14 protein-coding genes are annotated in these 13,921 nt (G+C 70.6%); 4 read left to right on the top strand and 10 right to left on the bottom strand.

The window, feature by feature from the left end:
* Positions 1 to 115: 115 nt before the first annotated feature.
* A complete protein-coding gene (locus ACGFYP_RS27100; RefSeq protein WP_361958906.1) occupies positions 116 to 1,495 on the bottom strand; it encodes an aspartate aminotransferase family protein in 1,380 nt (459 codons plus the stop codon).
* Positions 1,480 to 1,986 carry an Lrp/AsnC family transcriptional regulator gene (locus ACGFYP_RS27095; RefSeq protein ID WP_385151154.1) on the bottom strand — a complete coding sequence of 169 codons (507 nt, stop codon included), beginning with the start codon at positions 1,984 to 1,986 and terminating at the stop codon, positions 1,480 to 1,482. The genes ACGFYP_RS27100 and ACGFYP_RS27095 overlap by 16 nt, the downstream gene beginning before the upstream one ends.
* Before the next feature lie 191 nt (positions 1,987 to 2,177).
* Here ACGFYP_RS27095 and ACGFYP_RS27090 point away from each other — a divergent pair, with 191 nt between their 5' ends.
* A complete protein-coding gene (locus ACGFYP_RS27090) occupies positions 2,178 to 3,614 on the top strand; it encodes a gamma-aminobutyraldehyde dehydrogenase (protein WP_393498645.1) in 1,437 nt (478 codons plus the stop codon).
* A 79-nt stretch (positions 3,615 to 3,693) separates the two neighbouring features.
* Here ACGFYP_RS27090 and ACGFYP_RS27085 read toward each other — a convergent pair whose 3' ends face one another.
* On the bottom strand, positions 3,694 to 4,572 hold the full coding sequence (locus ACGFYP_RS27085) for a GyrI-like domain-containing protein (protein ID WP_393498642.1): 879 nt from the start codon (positions 4,570 to 4,572) through the stop codon (positions 3,694 to 3,696).
* Between the two features lie 257 nt (positions 4,573 to 4,829).
* On the opposite strand from ACGFYP_RS27085, the gene ACGFYP_RS27080 reads away from it, so the two are divergent.
* Positions 4,830 to 5,993 (top strand): spermidine/putrescine ABC transporter substrate-binding protein, encoded by a 1,164-nt coding sequence (locus tag ACGFYP_RS27080; RefSeq protein WP_393498871.1) that lies wholly within the window; start codon positions 4,830 to 4,832, stop codon positions 5,991 to 5,993.
* Between the two features lie 55 nt (positions 5,994 to 6,048).
* On the top strand, positions 6,049 to 6,609 hold the full coding sequence (locus ACGFYP_RS27075) for a hypothetical protein (protein WP_393498639.1): 561 nt from the start codon (positions 6,049 to 6,051) through the stop codon (positions 6,607 to 6,609).
* On the opposite strand, the gene ACGFYP_RS27070 is transcribed toward ACGFYP_RS27075, so the two are convergent.
* The 6 genes from ACGFYP_RS27070 to ACGFYP_RS27045 all read right to left on the bottom strand — a co-directional run bounded on the left by ACGFYP_RS27070 (position 6,588) and on the right by ACGFYP_RS27045 (position 12,334).
* Positions 6,588 to 7,793, bottom strand: a complete 1,206-nt coding sequence (locus ACGFYP_RS27070; RefSeq protein ID WP_393498636.1) for a serine hydrolase domain-containing protein — start codon at positions 7,791 to 7,793, stop codon at positions 6,588 to 6,590. The two genes, ACGFYP_RS27075 and ACGFYP_RS27070, sit on opposite strands and share 22 nt — an antisense overlap.
* 102 nt (positions 7,794 to 7,895) lie before the next feature.
* Positions 7,896 to 8,585: a response regulator gene (locus tag ACGFYP_RS27065; RefSeq protein WP_393498633.1), complete on the bottom strand. Its 690-nt coding sequence runs from the start codon at positions 8,583 to 8,585 to the stop codon at positions 7,896 to 7,898.
* Complete coding sequence (locus ACGFYP_RS27060; RefSeq protein WP_393498868.1) at positions 8,582 to 9,649, bottom strand: sensor histidine kinase; 1,068 nt, start codon at positions 9,647 to 9,649, stop codon at positions 8,582 to 8,584. The genes ACGFYP_RS27065 and ACGFYP_RS27060 overlap by 4 nt, the downstream gene beginning before the upstream one ends.
* A 107-nt stretch (positions 9,650 to 9,756) precedes the next feature.
* Positions 9,757 to 10,542: an SAM-dependent methyltransferase gene (locus ACGFYP_RS27055; protein WP_393498630.1), complete on the bottom strand. Its 786-nt coding sequence runs from the start codon at positions 10,540 to 10,542 to the stop codon at positions 9,757 to 9,759.
* Positions 10,539 to 11,231, bottom strand: coding sequence for a glycerophosphodiester phosphodiesterase (locus ACGFYP_RS27050; protein ID WP_393498627.1), 693 nt, complete (start codon positions 11,229 to 11,231; stop codon positions 10,539 to 10,541). Before ACGFYP_RS27050 ends, ACGFYP_RS27055 begins: the two co-directional genes overlap by 4 nt.
* Positions 11,232 to 11,305: 74 nt before the next feature.
* Entirely contained in the window at positions 11,306 to 12,334 is a 1,029-nt protein-coding gene (locus ACGFYP_RS27045) for an adenosine deaminase (protein WP_393498624.1), read from the bottom strand.
* A 75-nt stretch (positions 12,335 to 12,409) separates the two neighbouring features.
* On the opposite strand from ACGFYP_RS27045, the gene ACGFYP_RS27040 reads away from it, so the two are divergent.
* Complete coding sequence (locus ACGFYP_RS27040; protein WP_393498621.1) at positions 12,410 to 13,063, top strand: DUF4190 domain-containing protein; 654 nt, start codon at positions 12,410 to 12,412, stop codon at positions 13,061 to 13,063.
* 158 nt (positions 13,064 to 13,221) lie between these two features.
* On the opposite strand, the gene ACGFYP_RS27035 is transcribed toward ACGFYP_RS27040, so the two are convergent.
* Positions 13,222 to 13,770 (bottom strand): NADAR family protein, encoded by a 549-nt coding sequence (locus ACGFYP_RS27035; RefSeq protein ID WP_393498619.1) that lies wholly within the window; start codon positions 13,768 to 13,770, stop codon positions 13,222 to 13,224.
* Positions 13,771 to 13,921 lie beyond the last annotated feature (151 nt).

Genomic DNA, 13,921 nt, shown 5'->3' with positions numbered 1-13,921 from the left:
TGTACGGACAGCACACGGCCCGGGCAGCCGCCATCCACTCGGATGGCCGCATACCCGGGCCGGGGTCACGCCGTGAGGGCGGCGTGAGGTCCTGTGCCGCGGAGGGCGGGGACGGTCAGAGCTTGGTCCACGCCTCCGTCAGCACCGAGCGCAGGATGCCTTCGATCTCGTCGAAGGTGCCCTGGTCGGCGATGAGCGGCGGGGCCAGCTGGATGACCGGGTCGCCACGGTCGTCGGCGCGGCAGTACAGGCCGTTCTCGAAGAGCGCCTTGGAGAGGAAGCCGTAGAGCACGCGCTCGGTCTCCTCGTCCGTGAAGGACTCCTTGGTGACCTTGTCCTTCACGAGCTCGATGCCGTAGAAGAAGCCGTTGCCGCGGACGTCGCCGACGATCGGGAGGTCGTGCAGCTTCTTCAGGGTGTCGAAGAAGTTGCCCTCCTGGTCGAGGACGTGCTGGTTCAGGCCTTCCTTGTCGAAGATGTCGAGGTTGGCGATGGCGACCGCCGACGACACCGGGTGGCCACCGAAGGTGTAGCCGTGCAGGAAGGTGTTGTCACCCTTGTAGAACGGCTCGGCGATGCGGTCCGAGACGATGCAGGCGCCGATCGGGGAGTAGCCCGAGGTCATGCCCTTGGCGCAGGTGATCATGTCCGGCACGTAGCCGAACTTGTCACAGGCGAACATCGTGCCGAGGCGGCCGAAGGCGCAGATCGTCTCGTCCGAGACGAGCAGCACGTCGTACTGGTCGCAGATCTCGCGGACCCGCTGGAAGTACCCGGGCGGCGGCGGGAAACAGCCACCGGCGTTCTGCACCGGCTCCAGGAAGACGGCCGCGACGGTCTCGGGGCCCTCGAAGAGGATCTGCTGCTCGATCTGGTCGGCGGCCCAGCGGCCGAAGGCCTCGGGGTCGTCGCCGTGGATCGGGGCGCGGTAGATGTTGGTGTTCGGCACCTTGTGCGCGCCGGGGACCAGCGGCTCGAAGGGGGCCTTCAGGGCCGGCAGGCCGGTGATGGACAGGGCGCCCTGCGGGGTGCCGTGGTAGGCGACCGCACGCGAGATGACCTTGTACTTCGTGTGCTTGCCCTGCAGCTTGAAGTACTGCTTGGCGAGCTTCCACGCGGTCTCGACGGCCTCGCCGCCACCGGTGGTGAAGAAGACCTTGTTGAGGTCGCCCGGGGCGTAGTCGGCCAGGCGCTCGGCCAGCTCGACGGCCTTCGGGTGGGCGTACGACCAGACGGGGAAGAACGCGAGCTCCTGGGCCTGCTTGTACGCGACCTCGGCCAGCTCCTTGCGGCCGTGCCCGGCGTTGACCACGAAGAGACCCGCGAGACCGTCGAGGTAGCGCTTGCCCTTGTCGTCGAAGATGTAGGTGCCCTCACCACGCACGATGGTGGGGACGGGGTTGTTCTCATACGACGACATGCGGGTGAAGTGCATCCACAGGTGGTCGTACGCGGTCTTGGACAGGTCCTGGGTCACGGTTATCGAGTTCCCCACATATAGGTCTGCTTCTTGAGCTTGAGGTAGACGAAGCTCTCGGTGGAGCGCACGCCGGGGAGGGTGCGGATGCGCTTGTTGATCACATCCAGCAGGTGGTCGTCGTCCTCACAGACGACCTCCACCATGAGGTCGAACGAGCCCGCGGTCATCACCACGTACTCACATTCCGACATGGCAGTCAGTGCTTCCGCCACCGGATCGAGGTCACCCTCGACGTTGATGCCGACCATCGCCTGCCGCCGGAGGCCCACCGTGAGCGGGTCGGTGACGGCCACGATCTGCATGACGCCCTGGTCGAGCAGCTTCTGGACGCGCTGCCGTACGGCTGCCTCGGACAGGCCCACGGCCTTGCCGATGGCGGCGTACGGACGGCGGCCGTCCTCCTGGAGCTGTTCGATGATCGCCAGGGAGACGGCATCGATCGTCGGGGACGAACCGGAACCGGTTCTGGAGTTCGTGCTTTGACTGGCCACGACCTCACTGTGCACCGAGACTCGTCTGTCTCGCAACCCCAGAGCGATGAAATTCGTTGTTTTCGATGCTCCATCTCACCGAATCCGAAGTTGGCGCATGCTGGACCTGTCGAAAGCGTCAGGGAAGCGATTAGGCTGGGGTGTCTCAGCAAACGGGACGCCGCACGAAGAAGTGCGACCATGAACGTGACAGGAGGGGTGGCAAAGTGACCACCGAGCTGCGCCGGCTGCGTAACTACATCAACGGTGAATTCCGGGACGCCGCCGACGGACGGACCATCGATGTGGTCAACCCGGCCACGGGCGAGGTCTTCGCCACGTCTCCGCTCTCCGGGCAGGCGGACGTCGACGCCGCCATGGACGCGGCGGCTGCCGCGTTCCCGGCCTGGCGTGACACCACGCCCGCCGAGCGCCAGAAGGTTCTGCTGAAGATCGCGGACGCCTTCGAGGAGCGCGCCGAGGAGCTGATCGCCGCCGAGGTCGAGAACACCGGCAAGCCGATCGCCCTCACGGCGAGCGAAGAGATTCCCCCGATGGTGGACCAGATCCGCTTCTTCGCGGGTGCCGCCCGCATGCTCGAAGGCCGCTCGGCCGGCGAGTACATGGAGGGCATGACCTCGATCGTCCGCCGCGAGCCCGTAGGCGTATGTGCCCAGGTCGCGCCGTGGAACTACCCGATGATGATGGCCGTGTGGAAGTTCGCCCCGGCGCTCGCCGCGGGCAACACGGTCGTCCTCAAGCCCTCGGACACGACCCCCGCGTCGACCGTCCTGATGGCGGAGATCATCGGCGCCATCGTGCCCAAGGGCGTCTTCAACGTGATCTGCGGCGACCGCGACAGCGGCCGCGCCATGGTCGAGCACCCGACGCCGGCGATGGCCTCCATCACCGGTTCGGTCCGCGCGGGCATGCAGGTCGCCGAGTCGGCGGCCAAGGACGTCAAGCGCGTCCACCTGGAGCTGGGCGGCAAGGCACCGGTCGTGGTCTTCGAGGACACCGACATCGCCAAGGCCGTCGAGGACATCTCCGCGGCGGGCTTCTTCAACGCGGGCCAGGACTGTACGGCCGCGACCCGTGTCCTCGTGCACGAGTCCATCCACGACGAGTTCGTGACGCAGCTGGCCAAGGCCGCCGCCGACACGAAGACCGGTCAGCCGGACGACGAGGACGTCTTCTTCGGCCCGCTGAACAACGCCAACCAGCTGAAGCAGGTCTCCGGCTTCATCGAGCGCCTCCCGGCCCACGCCAAGGTCGAGTCGGGCGGCCACCAGGTCGGCGACAAGGGCTACTTCTACGCCCCCACCGTCGTCTCCGGCCTCAAGCAGGACGACGAGATCATCCAGAACGAGGTCTTCGGCCCGGTCATCACGGTCCAGTCGTTCCGTGACGAGGAGCAGGCCCTGGCGTACGCCAACGGCGTCGAGTTCGCGCTCGCGTCCTCGGTCTGGACGAAGGACCACGCCCGCGCGATGCGCATGTCGAAGTCGCTCGACTTCGGCTGCGTGTGGATCAACACCCACATCCCGCTGGTCGCGGAGATGCCGCATGGTGGCTTCAAGAAGTCCGGCTACGGCAAGGACCTCTCGGCGTACGGCTTCGACGACTACACGCGCATCAAGCACGTCATGACGTCGCTCGGCTGAGCCCACCGCTCGACCGGTTGACGTACGCGGTCCTGTCGCTTCGGCGGCGGGACCGCGTCGTCGTGTCGGGGCTCGTGGCTCAGCCGCGCGTCTCGGCCTCCACCGGCAGCCAGAGCTCCGCGTCGGCCTCGGTGCCGTCCGCCGAGAGACGGATGCGGGCGATCTCGGGGCCGGGGCGACCGCGGTACGGGTTCGAGGGGAACCACTGCGTGTAGATGTCGCGCCACAGCTCCTGGATGGCCCGCGGGGCCGGTCCGGAGGTGGTGAAGACCGCCCAGGTGCCGGCCGGGACGGCCAGGACGTCCACGCCCTCCGGCGGAGCCGCGGTCGTGATCACCCCGTGGTAGTAGTCGAGTTCCGTCCCCTCGGCGCGGCTCGGGTCCAGGTCGTCGCAGACCGCGACGATGCCCTGCGGCTCCTGGTCCGACAACTCCTCCAGGCGCTCCAGCGTCCGCCTGTCGATGCCACGGACGAAGTCCATGATCGCCTGGTTCGGTCCCAGGTGCACCAGTGGAACCCGGGCCTTGGGGCCGACGACGGTGAACGCCGGCTTCTCCTTGATGCGGTGACGCATCGTGCTGTTCCCTTCGACGACGAGTCGGAAGGCCATCCGGGGCTGGGAGTTGAGCGCCGCGCCGGTGCGCCGGGCCTCGCCGGGACCGACGCCGTGCATGGCGCGGAACGCCCGGGCGAACGCCTCGCCCGAGCCGTACCCGTGGCGCACGGCGATCTCGAGCAGGGTCTCCCGCGCCGCGAGCACCTCCGCGCCCGCCAGGGTGAGCCGCCGACGCCGTACGTACTCCGACAGCGGCATGCCCGCGAGCGCGGAGAACATCCGGCGCAGGTGGTACTCCGACGTGCCCGCGATCCGCGCGAGCTCCGTCACGTCGACGGGCTGATCGTCGTCGGCCAGGTGGAGTTCGATGTGCTCCATCGCCTGGTTGAGCTTCTCCAGCACGCCCCGGTTCCTTCCTCTTGACGACCACCACGCTAGGCAGCACCCAGGGTGCCCGACCCGACATCCTGTGCCCGATGCGGTCGGGTGGGACGCACCGCACGTCGGTGGCACGGACCGCACGTCGGTGGGACGGACCGCATGTCGCCATGTGATCGACAGGGTGTCGGGGGCGTGGTCGTTCCGTCGACGGAGCGTCCATTGCTCCGCCGGGGCGCTGCCGGGATGCTGCTCGGATGAGAGCGACAGCGAGCAAGAACATGTCCCGCCGGTCCCTGCTGCGGGGGGCGGGGGGCGCGGGGGCCGTGGCGCTGCTCGCCGGGTGCGGAGTGCCGGCCGCCTATGTCGAGCCGGGGCGGCGGGCCGGACGGGACCTCTCGGCGCGGGACCGCACACTCGACTTCGCCAACTGGCCGCTCTACATCGACACCGATGACGACGACACCTCGAAGCGGCCCACGCTGGACGCCTTCTCCGAACGCACCGGGATCTCCGTCCGGTACACCGAGGAGATCAACGACAACGACGAGTTCTTCGGCAAGGTCAGCCCGGCGCTGATGAATCACCAGGAGACCGGCCGGGACCTCATCGTCATGAGCGACTGGATGGCCGCCCGGTTCGTCCGGCTCGGCTGGGTGCAGGAGATGGACCGCGCCGCGCAGCCGAACATCAGCCGGTACCTCGACCCGCAGCTGCGCTCGCCCGCCTTCGACGAGGGCCGGCTGCACACCGTGCCCTGGCAGTCCGGGATCACCGGCATCGCGTACAACCGCAAGAAGCTCGGCCGGGAGATCCGGTCGGTCAAGGACCTGTGGGACGCCGAACTGCGCGGGAAGATCACCCTGCTCTCCGGGCTCGACGAGTCCTTCGCGCTGCTCCTGCAGGGCAACGGGGTCGACGTGACGAAGTGGACCGCCGACGACTTCCACGCGGTGTGCGAGCAGACCGAGCGGCTCGTCGCCGAGCGACACATCCGCCGCTTCACCGGCAACGACTACATCAAGGACCTGTCGACCGGTGACGTGCTCGCCTGCCAGGCGTACTCGGGCGACGTCATCCAGCTCCAGGCCGACAACCCCGACATCGAGTTCGTCGTCCCCGAGGAGGGCGCCGAGCTGTGGGCCGAGTCGCTGATGATCCCCAACCTCGCGCAGCACAAGACGAACGCCGAGAAGCTGATCGACCACTACTACGAGCCCGAGGTCGCCGCCGAGCTGGCCGCCTGGGTCAACTACGTCTGCCCGGTTCCCGCCGCGCGTGACGTCCTCGCCGACTCCGACGACGAGGAGCTGGCCGCCCTCGCCGAGGACCCGCTGATCTTCCCCGACGACGAGATGCGGGGGCGGCTCGCGATCGCCCGGGACATCACGGCGGAGGAGCGGCCGGAGTTCGCGAAGAGGTGGAACGCGATCGTCGGTCTGTGACGGACCACCCGACCCCGGTTTTTGAACACGTTCATGACGGGCGTACTCTGCTGTCATGAACGAGGCGAACGGGCCCGTGGCCCTTCTTCGGCGTATCCGTGTGTGGCTGGTCGTCTTCATCGTCTGTCTGGTCCTGAGCGGGATCACCGCCTTCCCGCTCGTCACCGAACTCCGCCTGGCCGAGGACGCGTTGGCGTCCTGGGCGGCCCCGGTCGCGGAGATCTTCCCCGGGCTCCTGGAGTGGGTCGGGCGGGTCCGGGAGGGGCTCGACGCCGCCGACTCCCAGTACCCCTTCCTGCTGTACGGCACCGACTGGCTGGCCTTCGCGCACCTCGTCATCGCCGTCGCCTTCTACGGGCCCTACCGCGACCCCGTCCGCAACATCTGGGTGATCGAGTTCGGGATGATCGCCTGCGCGGGGATCATCCCGCTCGCCCTGATCTGCGGCCCGATCCGGGGCATCCCCTTCTGGTGGTCGGTCATCGACATGTCGTTCGGTGTCTTCGGCGTGATCCCGCTGCTCGTCGTACGGCGGATGATCAAGCGCCTCGAAGCGGTGCGGGCGATGCAGGCGGTGGCCGGTGCGCCGCAGCCTCAGGCCGTCGGCGGTCCGTAGGCCGCCACCATCAGGGCCAGGGCGACGCTGTTCATGTCCTGGCCCTTCGCGTCCGTGGAGTTGACGCTGTACACCAGGGTGCGCCCGCCGCCGCGGGTCGAGGCGATCGCCGCGTTGTAGCCCCAGCGGCCGCCCGTCTTCCCCCACACCTCCCGCCCGCCGAGCTTCTTCATCGAGAGCCCCACGGAGTACGCGGCGTCGGCGCCGGTCTTGAAGTCCGGCACCTCGGGGAGCGTGAACATCTCCTCCAGGAGCGGCCCGCGCACCACCCGGCCCTGGAACAGCGCCCGCGTGAACCGCTCCAGATCGGCCGTCGTGGAGATCAGGTCGCCCGCCGCCCAGCCGTCGGTGACGCCCCACACCGTCACGTCCCGCAGCCCGGTCGTGCCGTCGGCGAGCCGCATCGACTGGTAGCCGTGGTTGTGCGGGCCCTTGATCCGCGGGTCGGCGCCCGGCAGATACGTGCCGCGCAGCCCGAGCGGGCCGAGGACGCGGGCCTGGACCTGGTGCTCGTACGAGTCGCCCGTGACCCGCTCGATGAGCAGACCCGCGATCGTGTAGCCGATGTTCAGGTAGTGCTGCCGGGTCCCGGGCACGAACTCCGGCTGCTTCGCCGTCGCCGAGCGGACGACCGCGCGCGGGTCGTGGACCTCGAAGCGGTTCGCGTACCACTCCTCGACGGTCGAACCGGGGAAGTCGGCCGCCGGTATCCCGTGCGTGTGGTTCAGCAGCTGGCGGACCGTCACCGTCCCGTACCGGGCCGGGATCAGCTCCGGCAGGTACGAACGGGCCGGGCGGTCCAGGTCGAGCCGCCCCTCGCCCGCCAGCTGGAGGGCGACCGCCGCCGTGAACACCTTGGTCACCGAGCCGGCGCGGAAGCGGGCGTCCGGATCGGCAGGGCGCATCGACTCCAGGTCGTGCACGCCGGAGCTTCCTCGCCAGGTGCCCTCCCGGCCCCCGATCCGTACCAGCGCGGCCGTCGCGTCCTTCGAGGGGAGCCCCGCGATCGCCGCTTCCAGGGAGTCGTCCGAGGCCGGTGCGACGGACGGGGCTTGCGCGATGGACGGGGCTTGCGCGACGGACGGGGCCTGCGCGGCGGTCGCGGTCGCGGGGAGGGCCCCGGGTGCGGCTGCGACGCCCAGGACGAGGGTCGCGGCGAGCAGGGCGCGGGTGCGTGCGTTCATGGTCAACTCCGTTGGTGTGAGCCGTCGTTCCGTACGACTCACACCCTGCCGACCTGCGACGATCCACGGATCGCCGGAGCGGGGGATCTTCCCCCGCCCCGCTCATCCCCCGAGCGGGGGAGAGCCTGCCGTGACCAGCCCGCTCTCGTACGCGCAGATGACCGCCTGGATCCGGTCCCGCAGCCCCAGCTTCGCCAGCACGTTCCCCACGTGCGTCTTCACCGTGTGGTCGCTGACGACCAGCTCCGCCGCGATCTCCGCGTTCGAAAGACCCCGCGCGAGGAGGAGCAGCGTCTCCCGTTCACGGGCCGTCAGCGCGTCGAGCCGGGGATCGGGCCGGGGATCGGACCGCACCGCGGCCTCGCGGCGCGCCGGGCGGGTGTACTCCTCGACGAGGCGGCGCGCCACGGACGGGGCAAGGAGCGAGTCGCCCCGCGCCACCACCCGTACCGCGTGCACCAGATCGTCCCTGCGCACGTCCTTCAGGAGGAACCCGCTCGCGCCCGCGTGCAGCGCCTCGTAGACGTACGCGTCCGAGTCGAAGGTCGTCAGCATCACGCTCCGGCAGCCGCTCTCCGCGCTGATCGCCCGGCACGCCTCGATGCCGTCCAGGCGCGGCATCCGGATGTCGAGCAGTGCCACGTCGGGGGAGTGGCGGCGCACCGCCTCCACCGCCTCCGCGCCGTCGCCGGCCTCCGCGACCACCTCGATGTCCGGCTGGACGTCGAGGATCATCGAGAAACCGCTCCGGACCAGCTCCTGGTCGTCGGCCACCACCACCCGGATCGTCACCGTGCCACCCCCGTCGACACCGGTACGGGGAGTTCCACCCGTACCTCGAACCCCCGGCCGTCCGGACCCGGGCCCGTCACCGCCGTACCGCCGTGCGCGGCGGCCCGCTCGCGGATCCCGACGAGCCCGTGCCCCTCGCCGCCCGCCGGCCGCGCGCCGCGCCGGGGTCCCCGCCCGTCGTCGCTCACCACGACCTCCAGCACACCGTCCTCGTACGCGAGGCGTACGGCGGCCGTCCGCGCCCCCGCGTGCTTCACCACGTTCGTCAGCGCCTCCTGCACGATCCGGTGGACCGTCGCCCCGACGGCCACCGGAAGGGCCCGGACCCCGCCCGTCGTCCGGTACGTGACGTCGAGGCCGCTCGCCCGCACCCGCTCCACCAGGGCGGGCAGCCCGCCGAGGTCCGGCTGCGGCTCCCGGGGCGGCTCGGCGCCCTCCGTCCCGTCCCGCAGCACGCCCAGCATCCGGCGCAGCTGCTCCATCGCGTCCCGGCCCGTCGCGGAGATCGCGTCGAACGCGGCCTCCGCCCGCTCCGGAGCCGCCCGCACCGCCACCGGGCCCGCCTCCGCCTGCACGACCATCAGGCTCACCGCGTGGGAGAGGATGTCGTGCATCTCCCGTGCGATCCGGGCCCGTTCGCGCGCCGCCGCCCGCTCCGCCTCGACGCGGTGGGCCCGCTGCCGGGCGTCCGTCAGTCGGCCGAAGACGTACGCCGCCGCGAACACGAAGAGGGAGAAGGTCAGTTCGCGCGCCGAGCCGGTGTTGAGCCACACCGACACCGGCACCGCGACCACGAGCAGCAGCACGGTCGCGCGCCGCTGCCAGGGCGGCGCGAGCGCGGCGATCGTGTGGACGATGACGAGCCCGGTGTACGGGAGGGGCTGGCCCGGCCCTTCGACCGCCAGCTCGTAGAGCGTGCTGGTCGCCAGGATCGCGAGGAGGACTGCCAACGGCGCGCGCCGCCGCCAGACCAGCGGGAGCACGGTGAGCGTCGTCAGGCCGTACGCCGACCAGGTCGCCGGCGGCAGCTCGGGGGCGCGCGGCACGACGAACGGCATCGTCATCGCGGCCTGCACCAGCAGCGCGATCCCGACGTCCACGGCGAGCGGATGCGAGCCCCCGAACCGCCGGGCCCGCTCACCCAGGCCCCGTGCCCACCCCCGTATGCCCACTACGGCTTCCGGCCCACCGCGCCGAACTGCGCCACCTCGCTCGCCGGGGCGAACCGCCAGCTCGCGCAGGACACGATTCCCGGCTCCAGCAGGTCGAGACCCTCGAAGAAGGAGGCGAACTCGGCGCGCGTACGGGCCGTGATCGGCGGCGTCGCGTTCTCGTTCCAGAACGCCATCGCCGCCACGTTCCCCTCGCCGCCGAGCTCCGGCTCCAGCGTCGGGTGGGTCAGCACGAGGTACGAACCGGAGGGAACCGCGTCCATCAGCGTCCGGACGACCTTGCGGGCCTCGTCGGTGTCGAGGACGAAGTTGAGGATGCCGAGCATCATCACGGCGACCGGCCGCGACAGGTCGAGCGTGCGGCCCGCCGCCTGAAGGATCCGCTCCGGGTCCCGCGCGTCCGCGTCGACGTACTCGGTGACGCCCTCCGGGGCGCTGGTGAGCAGCGCGCGGGCGTGGGTCAGCACGATCGGGTCGTTGTCGACGTAGACGATCCGGGACTCCGGGGCGATGCGCTGGGCGACCTCGTGGGTGTTGTCGGCGGTCGGCAGACCCGTACCGACGTCCAGGAACTGACGCACCCCGGCCTCCTGCGCCAGATGCGTCACCACCCTGCCGAGGAACGCCCGGTCCGCGCGGGCGACTTCACCGATGCTCGGGTAGAAGCCGGTGACCTGGTCACCGACCGTCCGGTCCACCGGATAGTTGTCCTTGCCGCCCAACCAGTAGTTCCACACACGGGCGTTGTGCGCGATGTCGGTACGGATCCTCTCGATGCCGGTCACCTCGGAGTACCCCTTCGCAGTTCGGCGGCGAGCGCGTCCACACGGTTGGTGGTGATCGCGTCCACCCCGCGGGACAGGAGCTTACGCATGGTGTGCCGGGTGTCCGCCGTCCAGGCCGAGAGGAGGTAGCCGTCCCGGTGCACCCGCTCCGTCAGGTCCCGACTCACCACCCCGAAGCGGTAGTTGAGCCAGCGCGGTCGTACCGCGTCGAGGAGGACGGCCCGGGGCGGGGCGAGCGAGTTCCAGGTCAGCGCGATCTCGGCGGCCGGGTCGGCGGCCCGCACCTGGAGCATGGCGACCCCGCCCGCGCAGTAGTAGACGCGCTCGGCGGCGCCGCACTCGCGGACCGTACCGACGATCCGGCGGACCGAGGCCTCGTTCCCGCCGGGCAGATCGAGCATCAGCCGGTGCGGCCCGGCTGCGATCAGCGCCTCGCGCAGGGTGGGCACGCCGTCGAACGTCAGCTCACGCACCTGCGCGAGGGTGAGCGCGGAGAGCGGCCGGTCGTGGCCCCACAGCCGCTTGAGCGTGTCGTCGTGGAGGAGGACGGGGACGCCGTCCGCGGTCAGCCGTACATCGATCTCGACGGCGTCCGCGCCCGCCTCGATCGCCGAGACGATCGAGGGGACGGTGTTCTCCCGGACGCGGTACGGATTGCCGCGGTGGCCTACGACAGTGACGTGGTCCATGGGGCCATTGTCGCGGCTGGGGGCTCTCCGGCGAATCATGGCCGGGGCCGCGACGCTGATCCGCCGGCCGGCCCCTACCGCCCCGCCAGCCACTTCTCCGTGTACGCGTCGATCTCGGCGGCGATGCGGGCCTTGCCGGCCGGGTCGAGGAAGGAGGCCTCGACCGCGTTCTTGGCGAGGGCCGCGAGACCGCGCTCGTCGAGCTCCAGGAGCCGGGCGGCGACCGCGTACTCGTTGTTGAGGTCCGTACCGAACATCGGCGGGTCGTCGCTGTTGATCGTCACCAGGACGCCGGCCGCCACCATCTCCTTGATGGGGTGCTGGTCCAGGTCGGCGACCGCGCGGGTGGCGATGTTGGACGTCGGGCATACCTCCAGGGCGATCCGGTGCTCCGCCAGGTGGGCGAGGAGCGCCGGGTCCTGGACGGCGCTGGTGCCGTGGCCGATGCGCTCGGCGCGCAGGTCCCGCAGGGAGTCCCAGATCGTCTCCGGGCCGGTCGTCTCGCCCGCGTGCGGGACGGAGTGCAGACCGGCCTCGACGGCCCGGTCGAAGTACGGCTTGAACTGCGGGCGCGGCACACCGATCTCCGGGCCGCCGAGCCCGAACGACACCAGGCCCTCGGGGCGCAGGTCGACGGCGAGCCGGGCGGTCTCCTCGGCGGCCTCGAGACCGGCCTCGCCGGGGATGTCGAAGCACCAGCGCAGCACGACCCCGAGCTCGGCCTCCGCGGCCTTGCGGGCGTCCTCGATCGCGGCCATGAAGGCGTGCTCGTCGATGCCGCGGCGGGTCGAGCTGTAGGGGGTGATGGTCAGCTCGGCGTACCGGATGTTCTGCCGGGCCATGTCACGGGCGACCTCGAAGGTCAGCAGCCGGACGTCCTCCGGGGTGCGGACGAGGTCCACGACCGAGAGGTAGACCTCGATGAAGTGGGCGAAGTCGGTGAAGGTGAAGTACTCGACGAGCGCCTCGGGGTCCGTGGGGACCTTGGAGTCCGGGTGCCGCGCGGCCAGCTCGGCGACGATGCGGGGGGAGGCGGAGCCGACGTGGTGGACGTGCAGCTCGGCCTTGGGGAGCCCTGCGATGAAGGGGAGCAGATCGGTCATCGGATCATCGTAGGCCGGGCGGGTGCCGTCAGGGGGCGAGGTCGTAGCATGGCGTGACCACGATGGGGGAGGCCCATGTCTGACAACAGCGACCAGCCGCGGGGCGGGTACGACCCGGCGGACCCGTGGGCTCCGCCGAACCGCGACGGGGTGGAACTGAGCAAGCCCGCGACGCCCGCGCCCGCGCCGCAGGACCGTCCGCCGGTCCACGACCAGCCGACGATGACCGCGATGCCGACGGGGGAGGTGCCGCCGCCTCCGGTCGCTCCCGGTGGCCCGGCGACCGGCTCGTACGGCTACCCGACGCCGCCGCCGGTCGCGGCGCCCGCGCCCTCGGGCTACGGCTACCCCGGCTACCCGGGCTACGGAGCGGGCGCCGCCGCCGGCTACGGCCAGCCCGGCTGGCAGCAGGCCGCCCCGGCGAACGGCATGGGGACGGCGGCGATGGTGCTCGGCATCATCGCGGTGGCCGGCTTCTGCATGTACGGACTCGGGATCGTCCTCGGCATCCTCGCGCTGGTCTTCGGCGTCATAGCCCGCAAGAAGGTCCAGCGCGGCGAGGCGAACAACGGCGGGATGGCGACGGCGGGCATCGTGCTCGGCGCGATCGGCATCCTGGTCAGCTCGGTGTTCCTGGGCTTCATCATCTGGGCCATCACCCAGAGCGAGGACTATCAGAACGACTCGGACGACCCGTTCTCGACGAGCCTGGTGATCGAGCGCCGCTGACGCGCGGCTCCGTCACGGAAGAGGGCCCCGCGCTTTCCGGTGCGGGGCCTTTCGCGTGACCGCGCCGGGTGGCGGGGCGTGCCGGTGCGGCTGAGTGACCGGAGGTGCGGGCCTACCCGTGCCGAGGCCGCGCCGTCGGCGTGCGCGGACCGTGACGCTCAGCCGCCGCGCAGGCGCTGCCGCGCCTCCATGAGGGCGAAGCCCAGCAGGTTCAGGCCGCGCCAGCGGGACGGGTCCGTCGCGCGCGGGTCGTCGGCGGCGAGGCCGATGCCCCACACGCGGTCCAGCGGGCTCGCCTCCACCAGGACGCGATCGCCCGTGCCGATCAGGAACGCCCGCAGCGCCTCGTCCGAGGCGAACTTGTGGACGCTGCCCTCGACGACGACGGCGAAGCGCTCCCGCTCCCATACCGTCTCGTCGAAGCCGCGCACCAGCCGGCCCGCCTTCTTCGCCTCCGCGGGCGTACGGGACGACAGGGCGGCCCGCTCGGCCTCCGGGTCGCCGAAGAGCCGGGCCTTCGCCGCCATCATCCAGTGCTCCGCCGTCGCGTACCGCACGCCCTCGACCTCGAAGGGTGATTCCCACCATTGGCTGAGACAGCTCGCCGAGAGCTGCCCGTCGGGCCTCGGGCGGTGGCCCCAGAAGGGCAGGAACTTCACCCTGTCACCCTGTCTGACCTGCTGCGTCAATGTCTCTATCTGCCCCATGCATGGCAGTCTGGCAGCCGCCACGGACACTCCGTATGGAGATTTTCCATGGTCCTCGACACATGGTCGACCGATTCCGTCGCGTAACCAAAAGGCAACAACGGAATCACTTGTTGGCCCGATATCCCTCTGTCAGGATCGGCACTCAATT

This window comes from Streptomyces sp. NPDC048370 (genome assembly GCF_043200825.1).
Classification (GTDB): domain Bacteria; phylum Actinomycetota; class Actinomycetes; order Streptomycetales; family Streptomycetaceae; genus Streptomyces.
This window is presented reverse-complemented; position numbering and strand designations above follow the sequence as displayed.

Excerpts from the sequence above, each read along its gene's own strand:
- ACGFYP_RS27040 (WP_393498621.1), top strand. The coding sequence starts at position 12,410 with ATGTCTGACAACAGCGACCAGCCGCGGGGCGGGTACGACCCGGCGGAC.
- ACGFYP_RS27035 (WP_393498619.1), bottom strand. The coding sequence starts at position 13,770 with ATGGGGCAGATAGAGACATTGACGCAGCAGGTCAGACAGGGTGACAGG.
- ACGFYP_RS27060 (WP_393498868.1), bottom strand. The coding sequence starts at position 9,649 with ATGACGATGCCGTTCGTCGTGCCGCGCGCCCCCGAGCTGCCGCCGGCG.
- ACGFYP_RS27050 (WP_393498627.1), bottom strand. The coding sequence starts at position 11,231 with ATGGACCACGTCACTGTCGTAGGCCACCGCGGCAATCCGTACCGCGTC.
- ACGFYP_RS27045 (WP_393498624.1), bottom strand. The coding sequence starts at position 12,334 with ATGACCGATCTGCTCCCCTTCATCGCAGGGCTCCCCAAGGCCGAGCTG.
- ACGFYP_RS27075 (WP_393498639.1), top strand. The coding sequence starts at position 6,049 with ATGAACGAGGCGAACGGGCCCGTGGCCCTTCTTCGGCGTATCCGTGTG.
- ACGFYP_RS27070 (WP_393498636.1), bottom strand. The coding sequence starts at position 7,793 with ATGAACGCACGCACCCGCGCCCTGCTCGCCGCGACCCTCGTCCTGGGC.
- ACGFYP_RS27080 (WP_393498871.1), top strand. The coding sequence starts at position 4,830 with ATGTCCCGCCGGTCCCTGCTGCGGGGGGCGGGGGGCGCGGGGGCCGTG.